Consider the following 13,123-nt stretch of genomic DNA (forward strand, 5'->3'; position numbering starts at 1 on the left):
AACTTCCTAACCTTATAAACGGTCAAACAGCGACAAACCATCGATCTTCACATAGCTTGCTTGCGTTGCTTGCAAAGCGGCCATGTAATTACTCAATCGTACCGACGCTTCACCATAGTCCAGAGCAGAGAGGTCTCCAGATACTTTGTCAACGAACAGCTTGTTTTCACTGTGCGCGCCACCAACAAGATCTAAGTTGTTGTGTCGACCACCAATCTCAGTCATGGTCCCTAGTACGTTTGAAAAAGTATCGTCGATAGCGCTGATACTCGCCTCAACTTCAGCTCTGAAGTTGGCGGTAGGGCTCTCAAACTCTTTGATCAGCGCATCAATTTGGTTAAGCACGTTATGGCCTCCCCCAAGGTCCAATATTTCTTTTGCAGTCATATTGGAATCCATCGTGACGCCTTTAGCAATTGTTACTACGCGCTTGTCACTATTACCTTCAATTACGTAGCTGCCGCTCGCTTTACTTACAGCCGCAGTATCCGTTTTAGTACCAGAGAAAAGGTAGTGCCCTTCTTCATCCTGCGCGTTAAAAGACGACTCAATAGAATCACGGTAACTCTTAAGCTCTGTAATCATACCGCCACGACTTTCGTCAGTAAGAGAGCCGTTCGCACCCCAAAGCGCGATGTCTCGCATGCTTTTTAAGCTTTCTTTGATCGAATCTAAATGGGTTTCTTGACTCGATAGCGTCGTTTTTACGTTTTCAATGTTGTTTTTGTACTGAGCAATCGCACTGGTTTCTCGGTCTAAGTTAAGCAACTTGATCGAAGCCATTGGATCGTCAGACAGCTTGGTTAAGCGCTTGCCAGTAGACATCTGTTGCAGAGCTTCGCCTAATCCCGCGCTATTGCTCTGCAAGCTGTGCAACATCATTTGACTAAATTGATTGTCACTAATTCGCATCTAAACTTTCCTCTTAGAATAACTGCAGAATAGAATCGAGCAGTTGATTTGCTGTGCTGATCACTTTCATGTTGGCATTGTGCGCATTAGCAAACATCATTAGGTTAGCCGCTTCTTCATCGCTGTTTACGGAACTAACATTATCGCGAGCTGCGTGCGCTTGCTTGTTCATGGCTAACTTCGCTTGATAATCAGCATTAGCTTGGCGTGCTTTAATTGCGGTTTGACCCACCATTGAACTAAAGGCATCGTTCAAGCTTACTGAGCCGTAACCTGATACCGCCACTGGCTTGTTGCTTAACTCGATCAATGATTGCAACGCATCTGCGTTACCAGGTGTTCCATCACTTGAGAACGCAAGCTCATCTGGAGTTAGCTTGGTAATATCCAAACTGGCTGCAGGGTTTGCTGGGTCATAGCTGAACAAAGGTTTACCTGGGTTGCCATTTAAGTCTTTGCCAGTTGCAAGCACGGCGTTGTATTCATCCGCGAGAGCTTTCGCCATGTCATTCAGAGCCAGTTGGTTTGGTTTCAACACTTCGGTTTGATAGTCATTAATCGCACCTAATTTGCCACCAAGCGAGTCACCAATCGCAAAGCTTTGATTCGAGAACGTGACGTGTAAGTCCGCTAAGTAAGGATCACTCGGGTCAGGAATGGCTTCCAGTTTGCCATGGTCCGTACCCATCACAAGCGGTTGACCAGAGGTTAGTGTGACCTGAACACTGCCGTCATGCTGCTGTGTTGTTTTGATTTCAATGGTTTGAGATAACTCACCGATTAACCTATCTCGTTCATCCATTAACTGTGATGGATTACCACCTGTACCTTGCATCTCTACCAGTTGCTTGTTCACCTTCGCGATATTTTCCATAAGGCTATTCGCGTGGTTAAGCGCTGCATTACGTTGGTCGCTCATGTCTTTATGTTGATTGTATAAAGACTCGGTAAGCGTATTAAAGCGGCGGGCCAAAGCTTCAGATTCGTTAATGATCTGCTGGCGGTAAGGTATGGATTCCGGCTTAACGGTCGCATCGTTAAGCGCAGCGTTTAGCGAGTCCAAGCCAGCCGATATACTGAAACCATCGGCACCAAGCGTATTCTCCAGCTGACTCATGTTACTGGTGTATCCAGATGCGTATGCCGCCATACTGTTAGTCGACCACGTTTGCTTAATCAGAAATTGATCAGTAACGCGGCGAATGCTAGTGACTTCTACCCCTAAACCTGGACTTAAGCGATTGGCTTTACCATCATCGACAGACGCCATCAACGCTTGTTGACGACTGTAACCCACGGTATTCACGTTTGCCACGTTTTGCGCGGTTACGTCTAGGGCCACACGGTTCGCGCCTAAACCTGAAAGGGCAATATTAACTAGGTTCATTTACAGCTCCATTTTTCTGATCAACGGCTGAGAAAACGCGGTAGTCATACCGGCCTCACCGAATACCTGTTTAACAGAGGCGACGGCTTGAGAAGCGGTATTAAATAGGCTTGAATTCTTCTCCACCTCTTTAGAATCTACTTGTGAGATAGATTCAGAATTCGAACCTTTACCATCGTTAGCGGATGAGATGTTGCGCGCAGCATCGAAAGCAACCTCACGCATAGACGGGCTCAGCTGCTGGATGAGCATATTGGCAATGCCTGAGCTCTGTTTCTTTGCTAGTTCCATCGCCAGCTGACCGTCATACATATCACGGAACACCCCTTGTTGCTGACTGGCAAACGGGCTGTCTTTATCAGCAAGAGCGTCACTACTGCTACGCATTTGGCGTAACACCATTTGTAGGAACATTGCCTCAAATTGACCTGCGACGACTTCAAGTGCGCCTTCTTGATCACGACTATGCTTGATGTTAGCCAATGCACTGTTGTCGTGATAAAGCATCGAATTTAACTGAGTTTGTTCATTGGTACTGTCTAGCTTCATCCTTAACTCCTTATATCACGACCAATTCAGCGTTCAATGCACCCGCTTCACTCAAAGCTTGCAGGATAGACATCAAGTCTGTAGGCGTGGCACCTAAACTATTTACCGCATTAACTATGGTGTTAAGTTCCGTGCCTGGAGGCCAAATCACCATCTGAGCGAGATCTTCATTCACATCAAGATCCGTTTGGTTAACGACTTTCGTATCGCCATTTGCAAACGCATTAGGCTGACTAACTTGTTGTGATTCAGAAATTCGCACGGTTAAGTTACCGTGACTTACTGCTGCTTCACTCACTTTGACACTCTTACCGATCACCACGGTGCCAGTGCGAGAGTTAAAGACAATACGAGCAGGTTTACGGCCTTCAACAACGCTCATTTCTTCAAGCATCGACATCATGACGACACGCTGCTGTGTATCTTTTGGTGCACGCATATCAATGCGCGCTTTATTGATCGCAACTGCAACGTTAGGTCCAAAAGTGTTGTTAATTTCACGCGCAATATTTTTTGCTGTAGTGAAGCTAGGCTTGCGCAGGTTTAGGGTGATTTCATCACGTTGGTTGAAATCGGTTTTGATTTCTCTCTCTAAAGTCGCACCATTCGGAACGCGACCCGCCGTTGGTGTGTTCACTTCTACTTTGGAGCCACTTCGCCCCTCTGCAGATAAGCCCCCCACAACCACGTTGCCTTGCGCAATCGCGTACACTTCGCCATCAATACCACGTAAAGGCGTTAGCAATAACGTACCACCGCGAAGGCTCTTTGCATCACCGATTGAAGACACAACCACATCCAACGTTTGTCCTGGGCCTGCCATTGGATCAACGGACGCTGTCACACTCACAGAAGCCACATTTCGTAACTTAGGGTTCATACTGTCATCAATTTGAACCCCAAACTGACGTAGCATGTTGGTAATAGATTGAGAGGTAAATTTCACTTGGTTTCGGTCACCTTGGCCGGCTAAGCCAACCACCAAACCATAACCAACCAGTTGGTTTTCTCGAATGCCGCGAACATCGACCAAGTCCATGATCGGAATTTCCGCTTCAGCACGTGAAGTGCCTGGTAGTCCCAAGGTCAACACCAATAGGAGAGACATAAAGAAAGATTGCATTGTCTTCATTAGAAAGGTACCCATGGGCTGTTGAAGAACTGAGTTAGCCACCCGGCTGCGTTGCTGTCAGCTAGGGCTCCGCGACCTGCGTAGGTAATTCTTGCATCAGCAATTCGTTGAGAAGAAACTTGGTTACTGCGGTTAATATCATCCACACGGACGATACCGGTTAGGCGAATAAACTCGTCGCCTTGATTAAGACGAAGCCATTTTTCACCGCTGATACGCAATACGCCATTAGGTAATACTTCGTGTACCGTTACCGTAATGGCACCTTGAAGCTTGTTGCCTTGTGAACTTGATGCACTGCCATCGAAGTTACGTTTGCCATCCACGCTAACCCCTAACTCATCGATAGTTTTCGTGCCTATGGTCGGCGCCACAAAGTTAATTGCTGAACTTTTACCGAACTTAGTACCCGCATTTTTACTCGATGAGGTTTCTTCTGATAGTTGAACCGTTAATACATCGCCAACTCGGTAAGCACGACGATCCTGAAACAGGGTCATCGTGTATTGGTGACGATAAAGGCTACCAGATTGGGTTTCCGGCAGCGTGTAATCGAGCGTTGGTGGTGCATATTCCTCAGCATTCGGCTCAGGCGGAATAAATTCCTGACGGCCAGCACATCCCACCAGCAACACGGCGGCTACTGCCCAACTCTTAGAAAGCCATTTCATTGCTTTTTCCTTCATCATCACCAATTTCATACTTACATTGATTGCGAAACAAACTTCAGCATGTCATCTGCAGCAGAGACCACTTTCGCATTCATCTCATACGCACGTTGAGTGGTGATCATGTCGACCATCTCTTCTACTACTTGTACGTTTGACCCTTCCAGTGCACCTTGCTTGATAATGCCGGCACCATCAGCTCCTGCAATCAGCTCATCAGCTGGACCACTGGCTTCCGTTTCACGGAATAAGTTGCCACCCATGGCCTCTAAGCCTGCTGGATTGATGAATTTTGCAAGTGTAATTTGACCAAGCTGCTGAGGTGTTGGATCGTCTGCTGTTGTTGTAGTCACGGTGCCATCAACACCTACAGAGAAAGAGACCGCATTGTCTGGGATCTGGATTTGAGGCTCTAAAGGCAGGCCCTGACTGTTCACCATTAAGCCTTCTGAGTTTCTATGAAACTGACCATTACGTGTATACATGATCTGTCCGTCCGAGTTTTCTATTTGAAAGAAACCCTGACCCATTACAGCAAGATCCAACTCTTGCGTTGTGTTTTGGGTATTACCTTGAGTGAATACTTTTTGTGTGCCAACAACGCGAACACCGCTACCTAGCTGAATACCACTTGGTAGTTCGTTAACTTGGTCTACTTGAGCGCCTGGTTGACGCTGAATGCTGTAGAAAAGATCTTCAAATACAACTCGGTCACGCTTAAAGCCAACCGTGTTTACGTTTGCTAGGTTGTTAGAAATGGCAGTCATCTTCGTGTCTTGCGCTGCCATGCCTGTTTTACTTACCCATAATGCTGAATGCATTTTTTACTCCTTGCGGGGCGAGACTTAGCTCGCCGCCATTAATTTGTTACCAGCTTTTGCTAAAGTTTCCGCCGTTTTCATCATGCGAACTTGCATTTCAAAGTTGCGCGTCAGCGACATCACACTAACCAATTCATCAATAGCAGATACGTTACTGCCCTCAATGTGCTCAGGAGAGAGTTGCACGGTTTCATCTGCCGCGAATGGCACGCCATCTACGCTGTGCAGCAAGCTATCGCTCTCTTTTTGCAGTTGATTAATTTCCGGTTTAACCAACTTCAAAGTGCCTGCCACAATTTCTGCACCGCCACCTGGTGGGATCACTGAGACTTGACCACGCTCGCTGATTTCAATCTTTTGATAATCCGGCACAACCAAAGGACCATTGTCACCGAGGACAGGGAACCCATTGATTGTTAGAGCGCCAAAAGTATCGACCTGAATATTGCCTGCACGGGTGTAAGCTTCGTTACCCGCTGGGGTTTCTACAGAGAGATACCCCTCCCCCATAACCGCAACGTCCAACGGACGTCCTGTTTTCACAATATCGCCAGCGTCGAAACGTGTTGAGGCAGAGTTGGTCACAACCATAGTGCGACCATCAAAACCTGGGCCTTGCATCTCTACACTACGCACACGCTCCATATCCGCTCGAAAACCTGCAGTATCAGCATTTGATAAGTTGTTTGAACGAACGTGCTGCGCTTTAAGAACTCGGCTGGCACCCGACGTTGCCGTAAATAACAAACTATCCATGCAAAACTCCCATTACACCGCGTTAAACAAAGCTTGAGTAAGCTTGTCGCTGGTAGAAATTGTCTTTGCGTTTGCTTGGTAGTTGCGTTGTGCAGTCATTAGAGCAACAAGCTCGCTGGTTAAGTCAACGTTAGAACCTTCTAATGCACCCGGAGTTAGGTCACCCATCGTACCTGACCCCGGAACACCCATAATTGGAGCACCTGAGCTAAAGCTTTGAGTCCATGATGTTCCACTCACTTTCGCTAAGCCTTGTGTGTTTGCAAAATCAGCAAGAACAACCTGACCTTGTAGCTGTGATTGGCCGTTAGTGTAAGTCGCGTAAACCATGCCGTTACCTTCAACGCGTACACCTGCAAGCTCACCTGATGTGTAACCGTTAGGACTATTAGTACTTACGCCAAAAGCTGCACCAAATTGCGTGCTGCCTTTCAGGTTAATGTCTACACTCATCGCGTTCGCGCCTGCAGCAGGGAATGAAACATTAAACGGTGCAGTCGGTGTTGAAAGCGAGCCATCTTTACCAAACGTTACAGGCACAGTTGCTACTGGCGTCGTACCGCCATCTACTTGAACGTTCACTTCCCACGAGTTAGAAGCAGTCTTAGTAAAGTACTGAGTTACCGTGTGCGAGTTACCCAATGAGTCGTAGACTTTTGTTGTGTAAGACGAGTTAAATGAGCTTGGATCTTTTGGATTGAATGGCGTTACGGCTTTATCAATAACAGACGCGCTTGCGTCGAAGTTCGCAACAAAATCTAAGCTGTCTGTTGCTTTAGCATTCAGTGAGGAAGTCGATACCTGAATATTACCCACAGAACCTGTCATCAGGTTGTTGTTGCTATCGACACTGTAACCTTGAAGCTTTGCACCGCTGTTAGCCGTAACAAAGTTGTTCTTATCCGTTGAGAACACACCTGAACGTGTGTACAACATTTGGCCCATATTATCTTTAGTAACAAAAAAGCCACCGCCATTAATAGCTAGGTCCATCGCACGGCCAGTTCCTGTGATACTGCCGTCTTTGTCGAAGTTCTGTGAAATTGACGCGACTTCCACACCACCAGGTTGCATGCCGTTATATACAGCGGAGAATTCTGTACGGCCACCTTTAAAACCATACGTTGATGCGTTAGCAATGTTGTGACTGATTGTGTTTAGCTCTGTGTTGGTCGCGTCCAGACCACTTAGTGCGATGTTAAAACTCATAAATAGACCTCTGATTTCCGTATTTGGTTAAGCACCAAACTGAGTGATTTGATAGAAAGGAACGTTGCCAACGCCATGGACATTGACTAATGCTGCGCCACCGGTATTAGGAATGCGCACTTGCTCAACAGTGCCTGCCATCAGCACATTTGGACTTGCTTGCCCTTCTTGCACTTCTACGGCCACTGAGTATTTGCCTGGTTTAAGACCAAGTTCTTCAGGATTAATTGAAAAGTCGACGTCACCTTTGCCGTGAGCACCTAGTGGCACTTTAGTTGATTGACCAAATTCATCTTTAACAACTAACGTGACTTGGTTTGAGCTATGAGCGAGTTCGATTTTTCCGTTTTGTACGTCTTCACCAAGCTGAAATTCATCCGCGTTGACGTAAACCGTTTGCCCAACAAGGCCCGCTGTTGACAGCACTTGCATGTTGTCCAGTAACACCATGCTCTGTTGCATTGTCTTAGACATATTCTCGGTACTTTGTACCTGCGAGAACTGAGCCAATTGACCAACGTATTCCGTACCATCAAGGGGATTAAGTGGGTCTTGGTTTTGAATTTGAGCCACCATCAAAGAAATAAACTCATTCTCCAATGAAGAAGCACTGTTCATGTCTTTAGGGTTTGGTGAGATACCGTTGCTGTCTTTTGCTTTTGTATTTACTGGAGCGTCAGACGATAAAGGGGTGTATTGTGCAATACTCATTAGCTACCCTGCCCTAATCTAAGCAGACCTTGCTGCATACTTTTTACATTGGCTAATACTTCAACATTCGTTTCGAAGCTGCGTGTTGCGGACATCATGTCTGCCATTTCAGCAACTACATCAATATCTGGGTAAAACACATAGCCTTCATCATTAGCCAGTGGGTTGTTCGGCTCAAAACGCTTCTCTGCATCTCCAGCATTTTTAACAACGTCAACAATGCGAACTTCTGCATTGGGATAAGCTCCATTTTCTGTTGTCATTTGCGTTTTTTGGTACACAGTCGCAAATACTGGCTTAAGCGCTTTATAAGCATCTTCTGGATTTGCAGATACTGCATCTGCGTTTGCTAAGTTACTGGCTACCGTATTCAGACGCACAGTTTGTGCTGTCATCGCGGAACCAGTGATCGAGTAAATATCAGTGAATGACATAATTAACGTCCCTCAATCGCTTTCGCTAAGCCATTAAATTTCATGTTGAGAAACGTCAGGCTAGTTTGAAAGTCCATGTTGTTTTGCGTGAATTTTGCTTGTTCAACACCAAGCTCTACGGTGTTGCCATTTTTGCTATTCTGGTAAGGCACCGAGTATTGGGCCTGAACCTGGAACTTTGGCACCGGTTTGTTCACACCACCTGCCGTTACTTGGTTCATTATGGTGGTGAAACTTAGGTCTTTCGCCAAATACCCAGGGGTGTCAACATTTGCTAGGTTACTGGCGAGGACTTTGGTACGCTGAACGCGAAAATTAAGTGCCTCTGGATGTACTCCTAAAGCATTTTCAAATGTGATCGCCATGCATCTTCCTTACAGTTGGCTCGAATACGCCAACATACAAACAAGATACGTGCCATAAAAAATAGCCATATATATCAATGATTTACAAACAAGGATGGAAGCCAAACTTCCGGTTCTCGGAAAGCATTAAAAACAAGAGGAAAGTGTCCACTTCCTCAACAATAATGCTGACGTTACTCGCTTTGACATCAGAACAAGCATTCGCCAACACCAATGACAAAACCCTAAGCGTTGAAGAGATAAGGTCCGTTGTAGCAACGGATTTCGAACAAGAGGTGGATCGCGTAGCGCTCTCCAATCAGTGGGGGAAGTACAAACTGGACTTCGACATGTGGGTACCCGGTTCAGCCAATCACTTGCCAGAATGTGAATCTCCTTTAGTTATCACAGGTCGTGACAACAACACGTTGCCAGTCGGTAACCTCAAGCGCTCAGTCAGCTGCGACAATATCGCATCACCATGGCGAATTAACGTTACGATAAAGTCTTCGCTGACTCTGCCTGTTTTGGTCGCGACAACCACGGTTGGCCGAAATGAAGTCGTAACGGCTAAACACATAAAGCTTGAAACCCGAACCATCTCTCGCCAAGACGATTTTTATACTCGCCCCGAGCAAGCAGTAGGCTTAGAAACCTCTCGTCGTTTGCGGGCTGGACAAGTGGTTAATCCATCCAATTTGTCGGCCCCACCTCTAATCGAGAAAGGCAATGAAGTCATAGTCATTGCGAGCAAAAATGGATTTAGTGCCAGCACAAAAGGAGTCGCCTTAGAAGATGGAGCGAAAGGGCAACAAATTGACGTGGAAAACCCAAGTTCGGGCAAGGTCATAAGAGCAGTCGTAACTGGATTAAACCAGGTTCATACTCAATTTTGACTTTTTGACTCGGGGTAACATTTTTTAATTTTGGCTCTCGTCAGTAACACTGAACTTCGAGTACAAAAAAAATATTTAATGTTTATCACATTCTAACCGCCTACTTAATTTAGAACATGATGATGAGGACCACAGCATGAAAATCGACAAAGTCGCGGGCGGTCATGTCCCACAAACAAAATTACAGCAAGCAAGCAAACAGCCTGTCGACGTCGTCGAACAGAGCAAAGTACACGAGCCTGCATTTCAAGCGAATACCGTAGCGATAGATCGCGCTCAAGCTGAAATGGCATCACTACCTGATGTTGATATGGAAAAAGTAGAACAAGTACGCAACGCATTAGCGCGTGGTGAACTTAGCCTAGATACAAAAGTGCTATCCAAGGCAATCATGCAGTTCCATACAGGTCACGAGTAATAAAACGCTAGGAAGACATCATGGCAAGCGCAGTATCGCAGCGAATTCAACAATTTGTTCGCTCTATATCTGAGGATATTAAGCTTTATCAACAACTGCTTCCTTTGCTTCAGCAGCAAAAGGTATTGTACTTAAAGTTTGATGGAGAGGCACTGAACGACAATGTTCAGAAACAAATGCCGATACTCAATAAACTCAGCCGCTCCGCCAATGACAGAAGCCAGTGTATGCGAGCGCTGGGGTTAGCGTGTAATGACGCCAGCGTAAAACGAATTTTCAACGCTTTGCCTGCCCAAATAGGTATGCAAGCTAGAAAACAATGGGCGCTATTGGAAACGTTGGTAAGTCAGTGCCAACAATACAATCAGAGCAATGGCCACAGCTCTGCGGCGTTCCATGAGTTGGTCAGTCAACTCAAACAACCTGTGCAACACACTTATGAAGATAAATCGTTCTAAACGATGTTCGTCTTGCCTACAGATTCAGTCGCCATCTCGGCTGAGTACTGTAGGCCTTTTTATTTTTATTGCCTTTCTGTCCTACCTTCCATTCACATGCCAGGCAAAACCAAATGCTGTCGATATTCAAACGCAGTATCAAGTATTAGCCCCATACAAGCCACAAATTGCCAAGCGTCTCGATTCATCCAAACCGGTAATTAACCACATTTTCAAACAGCTTCAAAACCACTCATTACCAAATAGCCTAGCCTTAGTGCCAATGTTAGAATCTTCTTACAACCCCAAAGCCGTTTCTCACGCTAACGCCGCCGGACTTTGGCAACTGATACCAGCCACAGCGAAACGTTTCGGATTAACGATAAATACAAAACAAGACGATCGCTTTGACACAGAAGCTAGCACAACGGCCGCGCTCAAGTACCTGGCGTTTTTATACAACAAATTCGATCAAAATATGGCTCTCACTTTAGCTGCATACAATGCCGGAGAAGGACGTGTTGCACGTGCTATTCAGCGAGCAGGAAGTCGAGATTTCCAACAACTCACGCTGCCTAACGAGACTCGCCAATATGTCAGCCGCTTCTATGCATTGGAAAAGTTGATAGATATCGGTCAGTTACAATCCTCATCATTTCAACCTTTACTCTTATTTGCTCCAGACGCTCCTATGATTTCACAACCGCTGGTCGACTTTAGCCGACTGCCTCCGCTAGTTAATTTGTGATAAAAGCTACGACAGAGCTCAATGTCAGAGAAACGTAAAATCACAAGATCCTGTTCGGCGAATTTGAAAACTCGTGATCTCTATGCAAACGTGTGCAAAAAAGTTGAGGTAAGGTATCTCAAAGATAAGAAAGAGTAGTGGTTTACTAAAAAGCACCCCAATTGCGCTTGGCAATTGGGTAGATATGCGTCACATTGCGTTTGCAAAAAAACATGAAAACCAATGGTCAGACCTAATAATTATTTACACACTAAATGTAAAACAGCTATTGTTTTCATAGTTCGAAACAAATCTAACATATCAAGATGACGCTTCGCTTGCGCGTCTGGAATAAGTCCGGGTTCCGGGGGGGAGTCCGGACTTTTTTATTGCTCTAAAATCTTTGCCCACAATAGCGCCAACAGAAGCTAAGTCGTAATGATGCAAACTAGCTGTTTATAGTAATTCTTTAGAAATCAACTGAAGTAAAAACGTTTCGCGCTCAATGCTCATGCCTTTTTTCGGGCTTTCTGCCATCGTTTTTTCATTGTGTGCAATTGCTTCGTGTATGTTCATCCATACCGGGCGCATTCCATTTTTAACTTCGTAATCTTCATACGCCGTTTCGCCTAGCTCACGTTCGATTTTACATGTATAACAATACGACACCATGTGCATCACGTCAGCGTCATCCTTGTACCACGGACGAAACTCCTCAAAGATTCCGAAAGGCTTAATACCATGTATATTTTGGGCGCCCGTTTCTTCCTCTAATTCACGGACTAATCCAGCAATGACATCTTCACCATCATCAATACCACCGCCTGGTAGCGTGTAGTCATGGTAACGTTCTGTATAGAGCAACAGCACATCTTCACCATCAAGTACAATGGCTCGCGCTGCATTGCGCTGAAAAACAATTTTGTCATCCAAATGCTCTATGTCTGGATGAACGGTCGATTTTAAATGTCTCATCGAAAATACCACGGTCAATGTTTTGTGCGCATATTACCGAATTTCACACTTTAAATCATTGTTGTAGGCCAGGTACGTTCGAGCGCTTGTCAGGAAGTGATTGATATGACCTTCACAACAATACGCCAAGAACAGAAGTGTGACGTGCTAATCAGCAATAAATGAGAATATCTAAATTCTTATACGTCCCTCTTACTTTTAACATCGATAAGACAATAATCTCTTAAAGTTGCCTATAATCAATACAATACTCGCCCACCCCATGCGGAGATAAAGAATGAAAAAGACAAATTTAATGATGGCTATGGCTGCAACATTGGTACTGGCTGGTTGTTCAACTTACGAGGGAGCGACCCGATCAACTGAGTATACCTCCGTTGCAAATCCCGCAGCCGTATACTGTGTTCAGCAAGGTGGTGAGCTGGATACCGTGTCGGAAAACGGCGAACGTGTCACTTACTGTATGCTGTCGGACAATGAACGCGTTGAGCAATGGGAATACTATCGCGAGAATCACAAAGAAAATGAGGGTGACAACTACTAATTATTTTTATCGATACGTCACCTTCCCTCTATCACTTAGGAGCTTTTGGGCTCCTTTTTTATTTGATTTATCAAAGTGTTCTTACGTTGTTTTTACATATCTCTGACTTTACCGCACATCAACCCTATATCGAACAGTGTTCTATTCTTGACATTCCCCTGACATAACTTTCCACTTGGACAATAAAATTCCAAACACAGATC

Annotated in this window: 17 protein-coding genes; 5 read left to right on the forward strand and 12 right to left on the reverse strand. The window is 45.4% G+C overall.

Features of this window, described 5'->3' with window-relative positions; all coding sequences use genetic code 11:
• Positions 1 to 12: 12 nt before the first annotated feature.
• From flgL to flgB, 11 genes are read right to left on the reverse strand one after another with little or no spacing between them, the layout of a single operon-like run.
• Positions 13 to 912 carry a flagellar hook-associated protein FlgL gene (gene flgL / locus R7D93_RS10470; protein ID WP_005373998.1) on the reverse strand — a complete coding sequence of 300 codons (900 nt, stop codon included), beginning with the start codon at positions 910 to 912 and terminating at the stop codon, positions 13 to 15.
• Between the two features lie 13 nt (positions 913 to 925).
• Positions 926 to 2,299, reverse strand: a complete 1,374-nt coding sequence (gene flgK / locus R7D93_RS10475) for a flagellar hook-associated protein FlgK (protein ID WP_005374000.1) — start codon at positions 2,297 to 2,299, stop codon at positions 926 to 928.
• Complete coding sequence (locus R7D93_RS10480) at positions 2,300 to 2,848, reverse strand: rod-binding protein (protein WP_005384422.1); 549 nt, start codon at positions 2,846 to 2,848, stop codon at positions 2,300 to 2,302. It lies immediately after the preceding gene.
• Between the two features lie 10 nt (positions 2,849 to 2,858).
• Positions 2,859 to 3,995: a flagellar basal body P-ring protein FlgI gene (locus R7D93_RS10485; RefSeq protein WP_086026720.1), complete on the reverse strand. Its 1,137-nt coding sequence runs from the start codon at positions 3,993 to 3,995 to the stop codon at positions 2,859 to 2,861.
• Complete coding sequence (flgH, locus tag R7D93_RS10490; protein WP_017635111.1) at positions 3,980 to 4,651, reverse strand: flagellar basal body L-ring protein FlgH; 672 nt, start codon at positions 4,649 to 4,651, stop codon at positions 3,980 to 3,982. The genes R7D93_RS10485 and flgH overlap by 16 nt, the downstream gene beginning before the upstream one ends.
• A 32-nt stretch (positions 4,652 to 4,683) precedes the next feature.
• Entirely contained in the window at positions 4,684 to 5,469 is a 786-nt protein-coding gene (gene flgG / locus R7D93_RS10495) for a flagellar basal-body rod protein FlgG (protein WP_005374008.1), read from the reverse strand.
• 24 nt (positions 5,470 to 5,493) lie between these two features.
• Positions 5,494 to 6,225, reverse strand: coding sequence for a flagellar basal-body rod protein FlgF (gene flgF, locus R7D93_RS10500; protein ID WP_005374009.1), 732 nt, complete (start codon positions 6,223 to 6,225; stop codon positions 5,494 to 5,496).
• A 12-nt stretch (positions 6,226 to 6,237) separates the two neighbouring features.
• Positions 6,238 to 7,434: a flagellar hook protein FlgE gene (flgE, locus tag R7D93_RS10505; protein WP_017635110.1), complete on the reverse strand. Its 1,197-nt coding sequence runs from the start codon at positions 7,432 to 7,434 to the stop codon at positions 6,238 to 6,240.
• Between the two features lie 27 nt (positions 7,435 to 7,461).
• Positions 7,462 to 8,145 (reverse strand): flagellar hook assembly protein FlgD, encoded by a 684-nt coding sequence (gene flgD / locus R7D93_RS10510; RefSeq protein ID WP_005384410.1) that lies wholly within the window; start codon positions 8,143 to 8,145, stop codon positions 7,462 to 7,464.
• Positions 8,145 to 8,579 (reverse strand): flagellar basal body rod protein FlgC, encoded by a 435-nt coding sequence (gene flgC / locus R7D93_RS10515; RefSeq protein ID WP_005374012.1) that lies wholly within the window; start codon positions 8,577 to 8,579, stop codon positions 8,145 to 8,147. Before flgC ends, flgD begins: the two co-directional genes overlap by 1 nt.
• Before the next feature lie 2 nt (positions 8,580 to 8,581).
• On the reverse strand, positions 8,582 to 8,944 hold the full coding sequence (flgB, locus tag R7D93_RS10520) for a flagellar basal body rod protein FlgB (RefSeq protein ID WP_225496513.1): 363 nt from the start codon (positions 8,942 to 8,944) through the stop codon (positions 8,582 to 8,584).
• Positions 8,945 to 9,021: 77 nt separating this feature from the next.
• On the opposite strand from flgB, the gene flgA reads away from it, so the two are divergent.
• The 4 genes from flgA to R7D93_RS10540 all read left to right on the forward strand — a co-directional run bounded on the left by flgA (position 9,022) and on the right by R7D93_RS10540 (position 11,422).
• Positions 9,022 to 9,819: a flagellar basal body P-ring formation chaperone FlgA gene (gene flgA / locus R7D93_RS10525; RefSeq protein ID WP_005384406.1), complete on the forward strand. Its 798-nt coding sequence runs from the start codon at positions 9,022 to 9,024 to the stop codon at positions 9,817 to 9,819.
• A gap of 136 nt (positions 9,820 to 9,955) precedes the next feature.
• The gene (flgM, locus tag R7D93_RS10530; protein ID WP_005374016.1) at positions 9,956 to 10,237 is read left to right on the forward strand and encodes a flagellar biosynthesis anti-sigma factor FlgM; all 282 of its coding nucleotides are present in this window, start codon (positions 9,956 to 9,958) and stop codon (positions 10,235 to 10,237) included.
• A gap of 20 nt (positions 10,238 to 10,257) precedes the next feature.
• Complete coding sequence (gene flgN, locus R7D93_RS10535; RefSeq protein WP_005374018.1) at positions 10,258 to 10,695, forward strand: flagellar export chaperone FlgN; 438 nt, start codon at positions 10,258 to 10,260, stop codon at positions 10,693 to 10,695.
• A complete protein-coding gene (locus tag R7D93_RS10540; protein WP_042523341.1) occupies positions 10,676 to 11,422 on the forward strand; it encodes a lytic transglycosylase domain-containing protein in 747 nt (248 codons plus the stop codon). Before flgN ends, R7D93_RS10540 begins: the two co-directional genes overlap by 20 nt.
• A 435-nt stretch (positions 11,423 to 11,857) precedes the next feature.
• Here the strand turns inward: R7D93_RS10540 and R7D93_RS10545 are convergent, their stop codons facing one another.
• The gene (locus R7D93_RS10545; RefSeq protein WP_005374021.1) at positions 11,858 to 12,376 is read right to left on the reverse strand and encodes an NUDIX hydrolase; all 519 of its coding nucleotides are present in this window, start codon (positions 12,374 to 12,376) and stop codon (positions 11,858 to 11,860) included.
• A gap of 277 nt (positions 12,377 to 12,653) precedes the next feature.
• On the opposite strand from R7D93_RS10545, the gene R7D93_RS10550 reads away from it, so the two are divergent.
• Positions 12,654 to 12,920, forward strand: coding sequence for a DUF333 domain-containing protein (locus R7D93_RS10550; protein ID WP_225473820.1), 267 nt, complete (start codon positions 12,654 to 12,656; stop codon positions 12,918 to 12,920).
• Positions 12,921 to 13,123: the final 203 nt, after the last annotated feature.

The organism is Vibrio sp. YT-15, assembly GCF_033337445.1.
Taxonomy (GTDB): domain Bacteria; phylum Pseudomonadota; class Gammaproteobacteria; order Enterobacterales; family Vibrionaceae; genus Vibrio; species Vibrio alginolyticus.

What these genes read in the sequence shown, in the direction of transcription:
- flgB (WP_225496513.1), bottom strand. Translation starts at nt 8,944, where the DNA reads ATGGCGATCACATTTGAAAATGCTTTAGGAGTACATCCAGAGGCACTT.
- flgN (WP_005374018.1), top strand. Translation starts at nt 10,258, where the DNA reads ATGGCAAGCGCAGTATCGCAGCGAATTCAACAATTTGTTCGCTCTATA.
- flgA (WP_005384406.1), top strand. Translation starts at nt 9,022, where the DNA reads ATGATTTACAAACAAGGATGGAAGCCAAACTTCCGGTTCTCGGAAAGC.
- flgF (WP_005374009.1), bottom strand. Translation starts at nt 6,225, where the DNA reads ATGGATAGTTTGTTATTTACGGCAACGTCGGGTGCCAGCCGAGTTCTT.
- R7D93_RS10545 (WP_005374021.1), bottom strand. Translation starts at nt 12,376, where the DNA reads ATGAGACATTTAAAATCGACCGTTCATCCAGACATAGAGCATTTGGAT.
- flgC (WP_005374012.1), bottom strand. Translation starts at nt 8,579, where the DNA reads ATGTCATTCACTGATATTTACTCGATCACTGGTTCCGCGATGACAGCA.
- flgG (WP_005374008.1), bottom strand. Translation starts at nt 5,469, where the DNA reads ATGCATTCAGCATTATGGGTAAGTAAAACAGGCATGGCAGCGCAAGAC.
- flgL (WP_005373998.1), bottom strand. Translation starts at nt 912, where the DNA reads ATGCGAATTAGTGACAATCAATTTAGTCAAATGATGTTGCACAGCTTG.
- R7D93_RS10540 (WP_042523341.1), top strand. Translation starts at nt 10,676, where the DNA reads ATGAAGATAAATCGTTCTAAACGATGTTCGTCTTGCCTACAGATTCAG.
- flgK (WP_005374000.1), bottom strand. Translation starts at nt 2,299, where the DNA reads ATGAACCTAGTTAATATTGCCCTTTCAGGTTTAGGCGCGAACCGTGTG.
- flgM (WP_005374016.1), top strand. Translation starts at nt 9,956, where the DNA reads ATGAAAATCGACAAAGTCGCGGGCGGTCATGTCCCACAAACAAAATTA.
- flgE (WP_017635110.1), bottom strand. Translation starts at nt 7,434, where the DNA reads ATGAGTTTTAACATCGCACTAAGTGGTCTGGACGCGACCAACACAGAG.
- R7D93_RS10550 (WP_225473820.1), top strand. Translation starts at nt 12,654, where the DNA reads ATGAAAAAGACAAATTTAATGATGGCTATGGCTGCAACATTGGTACTG.
- R7D93_RS10480 (WP_005384422.1), bottom strand. Translation starts at nt 2,848, where the DNA reads ATGAAGCTAGACAGTACCAATGAACAAACTCAGTTAAATTCGATGCTT.
- flgH (WP_017635111.1), bottom strand. Translation starts at nt 4,651, where the DNA reads ATGAAATGGCTTTCTAAGAGTTGGGCAGTAGCCGCCGTGTTGCTGGTG.
- R7D93_RS10485 (WP_086026720.1), bottom strand. Translation starts at nt 3,995, where the DNA reads ATGGGTACCTTTCTAATGAAGACAATGCAATCTTTCTTTATGTCTCTC.
- flgD (WP_005384410.1), bottom strand. Translation starts at nt 8,145, where the DNA reads ATGAGTATTGCACAATACACCCCTTTATCGTCTGACGCTCCAGTAAAT.